At 55.7% G+C, this 14,828-nt stretch carries 10 protein-coding genes and 2 pseudogenes; 7 read left to right on the top strand and 5 right to left on the bottom strand.

Annotated elements, in window-relative coordinates:
• The first annotated feature begins 304 nt into the window (after positions 1 to 304).
• The 3 genes from groES (at position 305) to JCM17844_RS03795 (ending at position 2,946) form a co-directional block, all read left to right on the top strand.
• Positions 305 to 592, top strand: coding sequence for a co-chaperone GroES (groES, locus tag JCM17844_RS03805; RefSeq protein ID WP_149999741.1), 288 nt, complete (start codon positions 305 to 307; stop codon positions 590 to 592).
• Positions 593 to 645: 53 nt separating this feature from the next.
• Positions 646 to 2,316: a chaperonin GroEL gene (gene groL / locus JCM17844_RS03800; RefSeq protein WP_149999740.1), complete on the top strand. Its 1,671-nt coding sequence runs from the start codon at positions 646 to 648 to the stop codon at positions 2,314 to 2,316.
• 147 nt (positions 2,317 to 2,463) lie between these two features.
• A complete protein-coding gene (locus JCM17844_RS03795; RefSeq protein ID WP_210431300.1) occupies positions 2,464 to 2,946 on the top strand; it encodes a DUF302 domain-containing protein in 483 nt (160 codons plus the stop codon).
• Positions 2,947 to 3,118: 172 nt separating this feature from the next.
• Here the strand turns inward: JCM17844_RS03795 and JCM17844_RS03790 are convergent, their stop codons facing one another.
• On the bottom strand, positions 3,119 to 5,104 hold the full coding sequence (locus JCM17844_RS03790) for an acetyl-CoA carboxylase biotin carboxylase subunit (RefSeq protein ID WP_149999739.1): 1,986 nt from the start codon (positions 5,102 to 5,104) through the stop codon (positions 3,119 to 3,121).
• A 369-nt stretch (positions 5,105 to 5,473) separates the two neighbouring features.
• On the opposite strand from JCM17844_RS03790, the gene rpmF reads away from it, so the two are divergent.
• The gene (gene rpmF / locus JCM17844_RS03785) at positions 5,474 to 5,656 is read left to right on the top strand and encodes a 50S ribosomal protein L32 (RefSeq protein ID WP_149999898.1); all 183 of its coding nucleotides are present in this window, start codon (positions 5,474 to 5,476) and stop codon (positions 5,654 to 5,656) included.
• A 114-nt stretch (positions 5,657 to 5,770) separates the two neighbouring features.
• Here the strand turns inward: rpmF and JCM17844_RS03780 are convergent, their stop codons facing one another.
• The gene (locus JCM17844_RS03780; RefSeq protein WP_149999738.1) at positions 5,771 to 6,340 is read right to left on the bottom strand and encodes a carboxymuconolactone decarboxylase family protein; all 570 of its coding nucleotides are present in this window, start codon (positions 6,338 to 6,340) and stop codon (positions 5,771 to 5,773) included.
• A 299-nt stretch (positions 6,341 to 6,639) separates the two neighbouring features.
• Here JCM17844_RS03780 and JCM17844_RS03775 point away from each other — a divergent pair, with 299 nt between their 5' ends.
• Positions 6,640 to 6,918, top strand: coding sequence for a hypothetical protein (locus tag JCM17844_RS03775; protein ID WP_149999737.1), 279 nt, complete (start codon positions 6,640 to 6,642; stop codon positions 6,916 to 6,918).
• Here the strand turns inward: JCM17844_RS03775 and greA are convergent.
• The 3 genes and pseudogenes from greA to carA form a co-directional block, all read right to left on the bottom strand.
• The gene (greA, locus tag JCM17844_RS03770; protein ID WP_149999736.1) at positions 6,911 to 7,384 is read right to left on the bottom strand and encodes a transcription elongation factor GreA; all 474 of its coding nucleotides are present in this window, start codon (positions 7,382 to 7,384) and stop codon (positions 6,911 to 6,913) included. The genes JCM17844_RS03775 and greA overlap by 8 nt on opposite strands.
• A 116-nt stretch (positions 7,385 to 7,500) precedes the next feature.
• Positions 7,501 to 10,774 (bottom strand): annotated as a pseudogene (carB, locus tag JCM17844_RS03765) (carbamoyl-phosphate synthase large subunit).
• A gap of 111 nt (positions 10,775 to 10,885) precedes the next feature.
• Positions 10,886 to 12,054, bottom strand: a pseudogene (gene carA, locus JCM17844_RS03760) (glutamine-hydrolyzing carbamoyl-phosphate synthase small subunit).
• Between the two features lie 309 nt (positions 12,055 to 12,363).
• Between carA and JCM17844_RS03755 the strand changes: the two are divergent.
• Both JCM17844_RS03755 and dnaG read left to right on the top strand, forming a co-directional pair.
• On the top strand, positions 12,364 to 12,822 hold the full coding sequence (locus JCM17844_RS03755) for a GatB/YqeY domain-containing protein (protein WP_149999735.1): 459 nt from the start codon (positions 12,364 to 12,366) through the stop codon (positions 12,820 to 12,822).
• A 99-nt stretch (positions 12,823 to 12,921) separates the two neighbouring features.
• Complete coding sequence (dnaG, locus tag JCM17844_RS03750) at positions 12,922 to 14,823, top strand: DNA primase (RefSeq protein ID WP_149999734.1); 1,902 nt, start codon at positions 12,922 to 12,924, stop codon at positions 14,821 to 14,823.
• Positions 14,824 to 14,828: the final 5 nt, after the last annotated feature.

The raw sequence follows: 14,828 nt of genomic DNA, 5'->3' as shown, positions 1-14,828 counted from the left end.
TTCCCCGTCACGAATGACCAGGGGCCTTTCACAAAGCCGTCACACTTAAGATACATGGACAAAACAGATTATGAGAGAAAATACGTCCCTTGTGATCAGAATGGGCCCGGTATTTTTTTCTTTGATAAAGTGCGGAAATTTCAAAAAACCCGCCCGCCCTGCCTTGACATCTTTTCCCGCCATCGTAATTAGAGGTGCAGCTGTTAGCACTCGCATGCTTTGAGTGCTAGCAGGGGGCCGTAAGGCACCACATATCAATTTTCAGGGGCATCAAGCACCTATAGAGCCACAAGGAGGAAACTTCATGGCATTCCGTCCATTGCATGACCGTGTTCTGGTCCGTCGCGTTGAAAGCGAAGAAAAAACCAGAGGCGGCATTATCATTCCCGATTCTGCCAAGGAAAAGCCTCAGGAAGGCGAAGTTGTTGCCGCCGGAGCCGGCGCCAAGAACGAAAAGGGCGAAGTGACACCGCTTGACGTGAAAGCTGGCGACCGCGTTCTGTTCGGCAAATGGTCCGGTACAGAAGTCAAGATCGACGGCGAAGACCTGCTGATCATGAAAGAATCGGACATTTTGGGCATCATCGGCTAAGGCCGCCCCACCCTTTTGTTCCATAAGCTATCATTGAAACAAGGAGTCAGTCCATGGCTGCCAAGGAAGTTAAATTCCACGCTGATGCCCGCGCCCGTATTCTGCGTGGCGTCGATACGCTTGCCAATGCTGTTAAAGTGACACTGGGCCCCAAAGGCCGCAATGTGGTGATCGACAAATCATTCGGTGCCCCGCGCATCACCAAAGACGGTGTGAGCGTTGCCAAAGAAATCGAACTGAAAGACAAGTTCGAAAATATGGGCGCGCAGATGGTCAAAGAAGTGGCCTCCCGCACCAATGATATGGCTGGCGACGGCACCACCACCGCCACCGTTCTTGCCCAGTCCATCGTTCAGGAAGGCGCCAAAGCTGTTGCCGCCGGCATGAACCCGATGGATCTGAAGCGCGGCATCGAACTTGCTGTCACCAAAGTCGTGGAAGACATCAAGTCCCGCTCCAAAGACATTGCCTCCTCCAGCGAAATCGAGCAGGTCGGCACCATTTCCGCCAATGGCGAAGCCGCTGTCGGGCACATGATCGCCGAAGCAATGGACAAGGTTGGCAAAGAAGGTGTGATCACCGTCGAAGAAGCCAAAGGCCTTGAAAGCGAATTGGATGTCGTTGAAGGCATGCAGTTCGACCGTGGCTATCTCTCGCCTTATTTCATCACCAACTCCGAAAAGATGGTGACCGAGCTTGAGAACCCCTTCATCTTGCTGTTCGAAAAGAAACTGTCGAACCTGCAAGCCATGCTGCCGATTCTGGAAGCCGTTGTGCAGTCCAGCCGTCCGCTTTTGATCATTGCCGAAGATGTGGAAGGCGAAGCCCTTGCCACTTTGGTGGTCAACAAGCTGCGCGGTGGCCTCAAGGTTGCTGCTGTGAAAGCCCCTGGCTTCGGCGATCGCCGCAAAGCCATGCTGGAAGACATCGCCATCCTGTCCAAGGGTCAGGTGATCTCGGAAGATCTTGGCATCAAGCTTGAAAATGTCACGCTCGACATGCTGGGCACAGCCAAGTCGGTTACCATCACCAAAGACGACACCACCATCGTTGGTGGCGCCGGCGATGGCGACGACATCCGGGCCCGTTGCGAACAGATCCGCGCCCAGGTGGAATCCACGAATTCCGACTATGACAAGGAAAAGCTGCAAGAACGTCTTGCCAAGCTGTCTGGCGGCGTGGCCGTGATCAAAGTCGGCGGCGTGACCGAATCGGAAGTGAAAGAACGCAAAGACCGCGTTGATGATGCCCTGCATGCAACCCGTGCAGCTGTGGAAGAAGGCATTGTTGCCGGTGGCGGTACGGCTCTTCTTTATGCCACCCGCATTCTGGCCGATCTCAAAGGCGAAAACGACGATCAGACACGCGGCATTGCCCTTGTCCGTCGCGCTTTGGAAGCTCCGGTTCGCCAGATTGCTGCCAATGCCGGTTTCGATGGTGCCGTGATTGCCGGCAAACTTCTCGAGCAGAAAGACACCAATTTCGGTTTCGATGCCCAGAAGGAAGAATATGGCAATCTGGTTGAGCGCGGCATTATCGACCCCACCAAGGTCGTGCGCCATGCTTTGCAAGACGCTGCATCCATCGCAGGTCTGCTGATCACCACCGAAGCCTTGATCGCCGATGCGCCTGAAGACAAATCAGACGCTGCCGGTGCTGCCGGTGGCATGCCCGATATGGGCGGCATGGGTGGTATGGGCGGCATGGGTGGTATGGGCTTCTAAGCCTTTCCCCTTATGCTTGCTGTATCTTCGGATACACCTACAGTCGAAGAAGCCGTGGCGCACCTTGCGTCACGGCTTTTTTTCATATCGGAATGGCGTTATGCTGGCGCCCTGTTTTGCTTTCGTCCTCCCCTTTCGGAGACTGTGATGCGCTCTATTTTTGTATTTCTTGTCCTTTTGTTCATGTTTTTCTTTCGCACCGCCCATGCGGGCGACCATGCGGATAGCCAAAACATATCGGGGCTGTTGCGCTTTGAAGCCAGTGACAGCGTTGCAGCCACCATGGACCGTTTGGAAGCCGCCATTACCCAACGCGGCTTCAAGGTCTTTGCGCGCATCGATCACCAAGCGGGCGCCCGCTCTATCGACATGGACCTGCGCCCCACCCAATTGCTGATTTTCGGCAATCCCGAAGGCGGCACACCCTTGATGCAAAACGCCCAGACAATGGGGATCGATCTGCCCTTGAAGGCATTGGTTTATGAAGCAGAAAATGGCCAGGTCTTTGTGGCGTTCAACGATCCGCACTTTCTCGTTCATCGCCACAGCCTGAAAAATGGCGAGGCGATTACAAAGAAAATGACCGGCCTGATAACGGCCTTGGCAAAAGCGGCAACCGCCTCGGATTAAGACAAGAACTGTTGCTCTTTATCCGCCTCCATTCATCCTGTGCAAATTAACCGTCATCCCCGGGTTTGACCTGAGGGTCCAGTCCGGTCGATCCACACTGTGCCATAAGCCAAGAACGGGATTCCCGGGTCAAGTCCGGGAATGATCATAGAGAACCGCAGACACTCCGGGCTCATTCAAATTCCAGAATCACCTGATCCACGGCAAGGCTATCACCAACCCCTGCCTTGATCGCCGACACGGTACCATCGCGCTCGGCGCGCAGGATATTTTCCATCTTCATGGCTTCCACCACCGCCAAAGCCTGCCCGGCTTTCACCTCGTCGCCTTCGGCCACATTGATGGCCACCACAAGGCCCGGCATGGGGCAAAGCAGGAATTTCGAGGTATCGGCCTCTATCTTTTCCGGCATATGGGTCATCAACCGGTCCACATGCGGGGAAAGCACAGTGACGGTTTTGGACACACCGCTGGTGGACAATTGATAGCCCATATTCAGCCGGTCCAGCTCCAACGTGACCGACCGTCCGTCGATCGTGCCGGAAAACACCGTCTTGCCCGGTGTCCAATCGCTGGCCAGTTCAAAACTTTTGCCGCCCATCACCAATGTGGCCCCGCCCTGTGACGGATAAATGCGGGCGCTTATATGGCTATCGTCCAGATGGATGATCCATTCGCGGCTTTGCACCGCCGCCACAGACGCAATGCGCCCCGGCATCTGGGAATCGCGCGATGTTTCCACCGCATGAATGAAACAGGCCGCAGCACGCATGGCCAGCTCGATCTCCGGCGTCATCACCCCGCCTTCAAAGCCGTCGGGATATTCTTCTGCGATGAAATTGGTGCTCAACCGCCCTTCGGCAAAGCGCGGATGAGCCATCACCGCGCCCAGAAACGGTATATTATGGGCGATGCCGCGGATATAAAACTGGTCCAGACTGGTGCGCATTTCCGCCAAAGCGGCCTCACGGGTTTCGCCCCATGTGGCCAATTTAGCGATCATCGGATCATAATACATGGAGATTTCCGCGCCTTCGAATACGCCGGTATCATTCCGCACGGACCCGGTTTCCGAAGGGGGGCGGTAACGGGTCAGGCGGCCAATGGAAGGCAGGAAATTGCGGTAGGGATCTTCGGCATATATGCGGCTTTCAATGGCCCATCCCGTCAACCGGATATCCTCTTGCGTCATGCCCAAGGGCTGACCGGCCGCCACTTTGATCATTTGCTCGACCAGATCCAGCCCGGTGATCATTTCCGTGACAGGATGCTCCACCTGAAGGCGGGTATTCATTTCCAGAAAATAGAAATTGCGGTCTTTATCAACGATGAATTCCACGGTCCCGGCCGAGCGATAATCCACCGCTTTGGAAAGCGCCACCGCCTGTTCGCCCATGGCTTTGCGGGTGGCCTCGTCAATGAAGGGCGACGGGGCTTCCTCGATCACCTTTTGATGGCGACGCTGGATCGAACATTCCCGCTCCCCCAGATACAAAACGGTGCCTTGGCTATCGCCCAGAATCTGGATTTCGATATGGCGCGGCTCGACAATATATTTCTCGATGAAAATACGCTCATCGCCAAAGCTGGACCGCGCTTCCGACCGTGCCGAGAGAAAGCCTTCCCGACATTCCTCTTCATCCCACGCAATGCGCATGCCCTTGCCGCCACCGCCCGCCGATGCCTTGATCATCACCGGATAGCCGATGTCCGCCGCGATTTTCACCGCTTCGTCATCATCGGCAATTTCACCGATATAGCCGGGAACGGTGGACACACCGGCTTTCTGAGCCAGCCGCTTCGATTCGATCTTATCGCCCATGGCTGAAATGGCATGGATCGTGGGGCCGATGAAGACAAGACCCGCCGCTTCTACCGCCTCTACGAATTTCGCATTTTCCGATAAAAACCCGAAACCAGGATGAATGGCCTGCGCGCCCGTATCTTTCGCCGCCTTGATGATCTTATCAGCCAGCAAATAGCTTTGCGCTGCAGGGGCTGCCCCGATATGCACATGCTCGTCGGCCATTTCCACATGCAGGGCATCCGCATCGGCATCAGAATAAACGGCGACAGTTCTGATTCCCATGCGTTTGGCAGTTTTGATGATGCGGCAGGCGATCTCGCCCCGATTTGCAATGAGAATCTTTTCAAACATAATGGGTCTCTTCCTGATCCCGATCATAAGCGATAAAAACGAGCTTTCCTGTCTAGGCCGATCATCGCTTCGAGGCAACCAATCCCTTGCTGCATAAGACGGAACTTACGATTTCATAAAGGCGGTTTCTAAAAAGAAGGACCATCTTTCCGCCCGATCATGGCAGTGCAGCCTGTGGTTTTTTTTCTTCGCCCCATATGCGGTAAATTGCCGACAAAGATCGGTCTTGATTTTCAAAGAAAGCCCGCTTATTGTCCGCCGCTCAATTCGGGATCGGGATATGTGCGTCTTTTGCCGCCCCCTTTCTTGAACAAATCGGAATTTGGCTCGCGCCGAACAGCGGTGCGGCATCGGGTAGATGAGGACGAGATGGCTGTACCTAAAAGAAAAGTGTCGCCGATGCGCCGTGGCAATCGCCGCGCTCACGACAAGCTGGAGCGGGTCAATTATCAAGAAGATCCGCATACCGGCGAATATGTTCTGCGTCACCATGTGGACCTGAAGACCGGCATGTATCGTGGTCGTCAAGTGATCGCGCCCAAAGGCGATTGATTCCAAAACACGACCAATGAATAAAACCGGCTTGAAGCGTGCTTCAGGCCGGTTTTCTTTATGGAATTTTGCGTTTTCTGCGGGCGAGATACCCCACCCGCAGATAGAAGCGCCTTATTGGGCTGCTTCGCTTTTCGGAGCTGTCCATTCAAGCGGTTTGAACTGCTCGTCCAGCTTCGGCTCCATCATATGATTGCTGTAATTAGACAGGGTTTTGAGCGTAATGCCCAACACCACTTCCAACACATTCTGCTTGGAATAACCGGCATCGAAAAATGCCTTCAGATCGCTTTCATCCGCATAGCCGCGCTTTTCCACAACAGCTTGGGTGAAGGCCCGCAATGCTTGGAGCTTCGCATCGGGAAGTTCGGTGCCAGTCCGCAATGCTTTTAAGACAGCATCATCCATCTGCGCCATTTTGGCAGCGCCGGAATGGGCCGCCATGCAATAGCTGCACCCGTTTTCAAAGCTCGTGGCCAGCAAAACCACCTGGCGTTCCACAGGGCTGAGGCTGGCCTTGTCGTAAATGCCGGAAAGGGTTGCATAACCTTCAAGAGCTGCCGGTGCATCGGCCAGACCACGGAGAATATTTGGAACAAATCCGTATTTTCCCTCCGCCTTCTGCAAAATCCCCTTGGATCCTTCCGGCGCGCTTGCTGTATCGTGAAATGTAAACTCAGACATGACTATGTCCTCCTTCTGTACGGACTTTTTCCTAAAACCGACCACATGGACAGTCCCCGTTCATCTGGTGTCGAGCCTGCGAATAAACACCCCTTCACGAAAAATTAATCCCGATGGTCAAAGCACTTTAAGAGGGGCATGGCTGCACCCTGAAATTCCATGATAAGATGGCCCATGACACATTTTTCAAAACCCGCGACCACCCGTTGGAAATTGGAAAACGGCACTCCGGTAACCGCGCACGACCTTGCAACAGAAATCAAAGGCGTTCCCCGCACCAAATTCTGGCGATTAAGCATTTGGCGATCCTTTGGCCCATAGACGCAGACCCCGACAGCCTGGAAAAGAAAGACGGGTTCGCAGACGGATTCGTTTTGGAACTGGTGCCAACACAAACGGGGGTGGATTGGCTTTTGCAGCCGGTGGATGCGGACGCACAGCAAAGAATCACCGGTAGTGAAACCGATGGCCCCTCTGCGGTCGCCGCAGCCTTCCAACATCTTGATGATATGGCTGAAAAACGCCGAAAGGAGCGGGAAAGGATGCCCGATGCACCCTCCCCCGATTCGCTTATTTGAATTCGATTTTTTCGATCTCGAAATATTTCTCACCAGACGGGGTGATCACTTCCACCTCGTCCCCCAAAGACCGGCCAATCATCGACCGCCCGATGGGCGAGGTGAAGGAAATCCGCCCTTGCTTCACATCGGCTTCTTCCACGCCGACGATCTGGTAGGTGGTGGATTTATCATCCTCATCCAGCAAGGTCACCGTGGCTCCGAACATCACCTTATCCCCCTTCAGGGTGGTGGGGTCGATCACCTCGGCACGGCTGAGACTGTCTTCCAGTTCCATCACCCGCGCTTCGATCATGCCCTGCTTTTCTTTCGCCGCATGATATTCGGCATTTTCAGAAAGATCGCCATGGGCCCGCGCCTCTTCAATCGCTCTGACGACGGCTGGCCGTTCGACGGTCTTCAATTGTTGCAGCTCTGCCTTGAGGCTGTTGAAACCGGAGGCCAGCATAGGGACTTTTTCGGTCATCTTTCGTGCTCTTATTGCAAATTATTTTAAATCAAACGCCGGTCGCACGCAGGAGCCATAAGCTCCAAAACAAGCGGCCGGCGAACGGCGAGCTCCATTCTGGACAATGGCCAGAATCAGCCCGAACGCATAGCGTAGGATTGCAGGGGCGCAACTTCAAGGGTTCCGCGCTTTCCAGTGCCAAGGGCTTTCACAGCAGCGCGGGCGCCAGCCATGGTCGTGTAATAGGGAGTGCCCATAATCAAGGCACTGCGCCGGATTTCATAAGAATCGGCGATGGACTGGCCGCTTGACGTGGTGTTGAACATCAAATCGATTTCGCCGTCCTTTAGCAGATCAACAATATGGGGACGGCCCTCGGCCACTTTATTGACGATTCGCACCTCGATCCCGTGTTCCGCCAAAAAGCCTGCGGTGCCGCGTGTGGCAATCAGATCGAAACCCAATGACAGCAATTCACGCGCCACGGGCACGATGGCGTCTTTATCCGTATCCCGCACCGAAATGAAGACCAGCCCTTGTTCGGGCAAAATCGTTCCCGCCGCGATCTGGCTTTTTAAAAAGGCCCGGTCAAAGCTCACATCAAGGCCCATCACCTCACCAGTGGAGCGCATTTCCGGCCCCAAAATCACATCGACACCGGGGAAACGCGCAAACGGGAACACCGCTTCTTTCACGGCCACATGGCGGCGCGGGAAAGGTGTCAGATCGAAATCCGAAAGCTTTTCCCCGGCCATCAGGCGGGCCGCGATCTTGGCGATGGGAATGCCGGTAGCTTGGCAACAAAGGGCACGGTGCGGCTGGCACGGGGGTTCACCTCGATCAGGAAAATATCCGTCCCGCGCACCGCAAACTGCACATTCATCAAGCCCTTCACGCCCAGTTCCAACGCCAAAGCGCGGGTCTGGCGGCCGATTTCGGCGATGATATCGTCGTTCAGGGAATAAGGCGGCAAAGAGCAGGCGCTATCGCCGGAATGGATTCCCGCTTCTTCGATATGCTCCATCACTCCGGCCACATAAACGTCGGTGCCATCAGACAGCGCATCCACATCCACCTCAATGGCATCACGCAAATAGCCATCCACCAAGACCGGACTATCGCCGGACACACGCACGGCTTCGCGGATATAACGGTCAAGCTGGGTATGGTCATAGACGATTTCCATGGCCCGCCCTCCCAAAACATAAGAGGGGCGCAACAGCACCGGAAAGCCGATTCGTTCAGCGATGCACACCGCTTCTTCCCGCGTGCGGGCAAGGCCGTTGGGGGGCTGTTTCAGCCCCAGATCAGTCAGCATCTCTGCAAAACGGTCGCGGTCTTCAGCCCGGTCGATGGCATCGGTGCTGGTGCCCAGAATAGGAACGCCCGCCTGTTCCAGCCCCTTGGCCAGTTTCAAGGGTGTCTGGCCGCCAAACTGGACGATCACACCAAGGAAATCGCCTTTCGCCTGCTCTGTCCGGACGATATCCAGCACCGTTTCCAGGGTCAGCGGCTCGAAATACAGCCGATCCGAGGTGTCATAATCGGTGGATACCGTTTCCGGATTGCAGTTCACCATGATGGTTTCATAGCCTGCATCCGACAGCGCAAAACAGGCATGGCAGCAGCAATAATCAAATTCGATGCCCTGCCCGATGCGGTTGGGCCCGCCGCCCAGAATCATCACCTTGCGCCGATCGCTGACATCCGCTTCATCTTCTGCGGGCAAGGTTTCGCCGGTCAGGATATTGGAGATGCCGTTTTCATAAGCGGAATAAAGATAAGGCGTTTGGGCGTCAAACTCGCCCGCACAGGTATCAATGCGCTTGAACACCGGGCACACCCCCGCGCGATCACGCAAAGCCGCCACATCCTTAGGCGTGGTCGACGCCAGATGCGCCAAACGCTCATCGGAAAAGCCCAGCTTCTTGAGACCCAGCAATCCTGCGCTTTCGCTCGGAAGGCCCTTGGCGAGAATATCCGCTTCCGCATCGGTGATGCGCTTGATCTGGCCCAGAATCCACGGATCATATTTGGTGATGGCGGCAACCTGATCCACGGTCATCCCTAGGCGAAAAGCCTGCGCAATACGCAACAACCGGTCCGGTGACGGCTGCACAAGACTGGCCGAAATGGTGTTTTCATCCGGCTGTTCGGGGTCGTAACCATCGATCTTTACATCATCAAGGCCGGTCAACCCCGTTTCCATGGACCGCAGAGCCTTTTGCAGGCTTTCAGGGAAAGACCGCCCGATGGCCATGGCTTCCCCCACCGATTTCATCGATGTGGTCAGCAAGGCCGAGGTATGGGGGAATTTTTCAAAGGTAAAGCGCGGCACCTTGGTGACCACATAATCAATGGTCGGCTCGAAAGATGCCGGTGTCACGCCGGTGATATCATTGTCCAGTTCATCCAGCGTATAGCCCACCGCCAACTTGGCGGCGATCTTGGCAATGGGGAAGCCCGTGGCTTTGGAGGCCAGCGCCGATGACCGCGACACACGCGGATTCATCTCGATCACCACCAACCGTCCGGTTTTCGGGTTCACCGCGAACTGGACATTGGAGCCGCCGGTTTCCACGCCGATCTCTCGCAATACCGCAATAGAGGCATTGCGCATGACCTGATATTCCTTGTCGGTCAGTGTCAAGGCCGGGGCAACGGTGATCGAGTCGCCGGTATGCACCCCCATGGGATCAAGATTCTCGATGGAACAGATGATGATGCAATTGTCCGCGCGATCGCGCACCACCTCCATTTCATATTCTTTCCAACCCAGCACCGATTCTTCCACCAGCACTTCATCTACCGGCGACGCATCAAGGCCCGATTTGATGATCTGCTCGAATTCTTCTTTGTTATAGCAATGCCGCCGCCGGTGCCGCCCATGGTGAAGGACGGACGAATAATGGCGGGCAGCCCCACCTGTTCCAGCACGTCTTGCGCTTCGGCCAAGCTGTGCGCCACAGCGGATTTGGGGCTTTCAAGGCCGATTTTATCCATCGCCGTCCGGAACAATTGCCGGTCTTCCGCCTTGTTGATGGCCTCTTCATTGGCGCCGATCATGGCAACGCCATAGCGCTTTAGAACGCCGTTTTTCGATAAGGCCAATGCCGTATTCAGCGCCGTCTGGCCGCCCATGGTGGGCAGCAGGGCATCCGGCCGTTCCCGCGCGATGATTTTTTCCACCATTTCAGGCGTAATCGGCTCCACATAAGTGGCATCGGCCAGTTCCGGGTCTGTCATGATGGTCGCCGGGTTGGAATTCACCAGAATAACCCGGTAGCCTTCCTCTTTGAGCGCCTTCACCGCTTGCGTGCCGGAATAATCGAACTCGCAAGCCTGCCCAATAACGATCGGTCCGGCCCCGATAATCAGAATGGATGAAATGTCCGTGCGTTTGGGCATGATCGCGGCAAACTCCCGAATGAAGGGCCACAACGCACCATGTCATGCGTGTGGCCCAGCAAGGTTCCAGTCCTAAACCGCCTGCCCATAAGGGCTTGCGGCTCTCATATGTCACGCCCCAGAAGAAGCCCCTGCGACGAATGTTTCAAACAGATCGAAATTGTCTTGCGGTCCCGGTGAGGCTTCAGGGTGTTGTTGAACGGAAAATACCCGCCCTCCATCCATCTCCAATGCGCACACAGTACCGTCAAACAAGGACAATTGCGTGATGCGGACATCTTCAGCCAATCCGCTGCGATCCACGGCAAAGCATGGTTCATCGATGTAATGGCCACCCGCCCCGTATCCAGATTCTTGACCGGGTGATTGGCCCCGCGATGGCCTTGATGCATTTTCACGGTTTTGCCGCCCATAGCCAAGCCCAACATCTGATGGCCAAGGCAGATGCCAAAAACCGGCAAACCACTTTCCAGCAATTTACGCACCACCGGCAACGCATAGCTGGCGGTGGCCGCAGGATCGCCCGGCCCGTTGGACAAAAACACGCCATCGGGGGCCAGCGCCATAATATCTTCAAAAGAAGATGTGGCAGGCACCACCGTCACCCGCGCCCCGGCATTGGCCAAATTGCGCAAGATATTATATTTGATTCCGAAATCCATGGCCACCACATGGCGCGTGGGGGCTCGCATATCGCCATAGCCACCATCAATCCGCCACAGGGTTTGCGTCCATTCATAAGCCTGACCGGTGGTGACACTGCGTGCCAGTTCCATGCCTTGCAGCCCCGGCCAGTCCCGCGCCTGCGCCAGCAAGGCAGGCAGATCAAAGCGGCCATCAGGGGCATGGGCAATCACCCCGTTGGGGGCACCCTCGCGGCGGATCTGCCGTGTCAGCCTGCGGGTATCCACGCCACTGATGCCGATAAGGCCTTGCGCCTTCGCCCAATCGCACAAGCCCTGTTCGGCGCGCCAATTGGATGGGGCCGATACCGGCTCACGCACAATGAACCCTCGTGCAGCAGAGCGGGCCGATTCCATATCGTCCGCATTGGTTCCCACATTTCCGATATGGGGGCAGGTGAAGGTGATGATTTGCCCGGCATAGCTCGGGTCTGTCAGGATTTCCTGATAGCCGGTCATGGCGGTGTTGAAGCACACTTCCCCTACGGCATTCCCGACAGCACCGATGCCGATGCCCCAATACACACTTCCATCCGCCAAAACCAAAGCCGCTGTGATATCGTCACGGGGCGGTGTCGGCATTTTGGGATATTCCATGGTCGGGACGGCCCTCGCATTTTAATCGGCACATTGCCTGGTTGCAGGTGCCTTCAGATAGGGTTAGTGAGTCCGCATCAGGACATCTGACACTGAGCGTTCAAAATCGGGGCGGAGATTAGTGAAAGCGGGGCGCAAGGTCAAGCCAAGGACGACACTAAAATGATGAACAATAACAATATGTTACATAAATAGCCAACAGCAGTTCCGCCCACCGGTCAGGGATACTGCAAAAACCGAAGCGACTCAGCCCGATCATAATCGATAAAAAAGAGCCGCCACGGTGATTGAGAAACAGGGATTGAAAGAATGACGTTACGCGAAAAACTGAATGCGGCAGTGAAAGATGCCATGCGCGCCCGCGAACCGCGCAAAGTGTCCACATTGCGCCTGATTCTGGCCTCCGTGAAGGACCGCGATATTGTCCGCCGCACCGAAGCGGATGAACGCGATGATGACGTGATCATCTCGGAAATCATGACCCGCATGATCAAGCAGCGGCAAGACAGCATCACCGCCTATGAAGAAGGCGGACGGCTGGAACTGGCGGAAAAAGAGCGCGAGGAAATCGCCGTTATTGAAGGCTTCTTGCCCCGTCAATTGGGTGACGGCGAAATTTTGGCCGCCTGCAAGGCCGTGGTTGAAGAATTGGAGGCCACCTCTTTGAAAGATATTGGCCGCTGCATGGCTGTCTTGAAAGAGCGTTATGCAGGCAAAATGGATTTCTCGAAGGCCAGCAAGCAGATCAAAGCCCTTTTATCGCAATGAATGACATGCCGGGCCAATTTGGCTGTGGTATAGTTTCGCACCCGAAACAATCAGCTTTCCCCGTAGCGGGAAAAATCAGGGCTTACGAAAACGGATAGAATGATGCGTTTTCAACCACGTTTCATGGATGAGTTGCGTGATCGGGTCCCCATTGGCGATCTGGTGGGGCGCAAGGTCAAGCTGACGCGGGCGGGCCGTGATCTCAAGGGCCTTTGCCCGTTCCACAATGAAAAAACGCCGTCCTTCCATGTGGTGGAAGACAAGAATTTCTACCACTGCTTCGGCTGTGGGGCGCATGGCGATGCCATCGGCTGGCTGATGGAAACCGAGGGCCTGAGCTTTCCCGAAGCGGTGGAGCATCTGGCGGATCTGGCCGGGGTTCCCATGCCCCGCCCCGACCTGGAAGAGCGAAAACGCGCCGCCGTCGCCGCCAATCTGCATGATGTCATGGAAACGGCCACCACTTGGTTCCAGCAGCAGTTGGGCGGCAGCGCGGGTCGGGCAGCGCGGGCCTATCTTGCGGATCGCGGCCTTGATCCGCGCACCATGATGGCATTCCGCTTGGGATTTGCCCCCGATTCTTATGACGCGGTGCATGATGCCTTGACCGCACGCGGCATAAAGCTGGACCAACTGATCGATGTGGGCTTGCTCAAACGCTCGGATAAAGGGGGCAAGCCCTATTCCTATTTCCGCAACCGGATCATCTTTCCCATCACCGACCGACAAGGCCGGGTGGTCGCTTTTGGTGGCCGCTCCATGGAAAAAGACAATCCTGCAAAATATCTCAACAGCCCGGAAACGACGCTCTTTCACAAAGGCCGCACGCTTTACAATCTGGCCGGCGCCCGCAAAGCCGCCCATGAAAGCGGCACGGTTGTTGCCGTGGAAGGCTATATGGATGTGATCGCTTTGGCCCAGGCCGGTCTTGCAAATGCGGTTGCCCCCCTTGGCACCGCCCTCACCCCTGAGCAGATCAAGGCTTTATGGAAGCTCAGCGCCGAGCCGGTGCTATGCTTTGATGGCGATACCGCCGGGGTGCGCGCGGCCAGCCGTGCCGCCGAACGGGCTTTGCCGCTTTTGAAGCCCGGCCACTCTTTACGCTTTGCCTTGCTGCCCAAAGGCCTTGATCCCGACGATCTGGTCCGCCGCGAAGGGAAAGAAGCCATGGAAGCGGTCTTGAAAGCCGCCGAACCTTTGTCTGACCTGTTGTGGCGCAGCCTGACCGAAGGCGTTGATGCGTCCACCCCCGAACGGCGTGCCGGCCTGGAAAAAAATGTATTCTCCCGCCTTGCCGATATCAGCGATGAAAAAATTCGCGGCTTTTATATGCGGGACTTTCGGGACCGTTTTTTCCAAACCTTTCGCACGAAAGGACGTTCTTTCTCGAAAGGGCAGGCCAACAGAAACCAGCAAGGCGGCAACAAAAAATCGCCCTGGGGCAGATCCCAGGCCATGTCCGGCCCGGCTTCACCACAACTGAAAGCCAGCCGTTTGGCGCGATCGGGCCTTCGTGAAGACCTTCATTTGTTTGAACAACTGATTTGCCTTTATGCCATCAATCATCCGGCGCTTGCACAATCTCATGCCGAAGAGCTGGCCGGGCTTGATTTCACCGACAGCGTGCTTGACAAATTGCGTCTGGAACTCCTAGTCACGCTGAGTTCCGATCAAGGTCTTGATCCTGATACTCTGAAGGACCATTTGGCTAAGAACGGATTTGGGGAAACCGTGGCGCATCTTATGCGTGCACCTTTGTTAAGACCGGCTTGGTCCGCATGGCCCGATGCCACAGTGCGTGAAGCGGAGATAGGCTGGTGCCATGTGATGGCACGCTTGCGCCGTTTGGCGCTAAAACGGGAGATTGCCGCCATCGAGGCAGCCTATCGTAAAAACGGGAGCGACGACACTCTGCGGCATCTTATTCAGTTAAAGCGGGAATTCGACAAGGCCGAAGGCACGGAAGCCGAATTGGAAGGCTATGTATTTCGGCCAATTTAAGCGAA

The sequence above is a fragment of the Iodidimonas gelatinilytica genome (genome assembly GCF_008579125.1).
GTDB lineage: Bacteria > Pseudomonadota > Alphaproteobacteria > Sphingomonadales > Rhodothalassiaceae > Iodidimonas > Iodidimonas muriae.
The sequence above is the reverse complement of the archived record's forward strand: the minus strand, read 5'-3'. Positions and strand labels throughout refer to the sequence as shown.

Bases quoted from the DNA above. Each gene is read 5' to 3' on its own strand.
- groES (WP_149999741.1), top strand. From the start codon at position 305: ATGGCATTCCGTCCATTGCATGACCGTGTTCTGGTCCGTCGCGTTGAA.
- groL (WP_149999740.1), top strand. From the start codon at position 646: ATGGCTGCCAAGGAAGTTAAATTCCACGCTGATGCCCGCGCCCGTATT.
- JCM17844_RS03795 (WP_210431300.1), top strand. From the start codon at position 2,464: ATGCGCTCTATTTTTGTATTTCTTGTCCTTTTGTTCATGTTTTTCTTT.
- JCM17844_RS03790 (WP_149999739.1), bottom strand. From the start codon at position 5,104: ATGTTTGAAAAGATTCTCATTGCAAATCGGGGCGAGATCGCCTGCCGC.
- rpmF (WP_149999898.1), top strand. From the start codon at position 5,474: ATGGCTGTACCTAAAAGAAAAGTGTCGCCGATGCGCCGTGGCAATCGC.
- JCM17844_RS03780 (WP_149999738.1), bottom strand. From the start codon at position 6,340: ATGTCTGAGTTTACATTTCACGATACAGCAAGCGCGCCGGAAGGATCC.
- greA (WP_149999736.1), bottom strand. From the start codon at position 7,384: ATGACCGAAAAAGTCCCTATGCTGGCCTCCGGTTTCAACAGCCTCAAG.
- JCM17844_RS03755 (WP_149999735.1), top strand. From the start codon at position 12,364: ATGACGTTACGCGAAAAACTGAATGCGGCAGTGAAAGATGCCATGCGC.
- dnaG (WP_149999734.1), top strand. From the start codon at position 12,922: ATGATGCGTTTTCAACCACGTTTCATGGATGAGTTGCGTGATCGGGTC.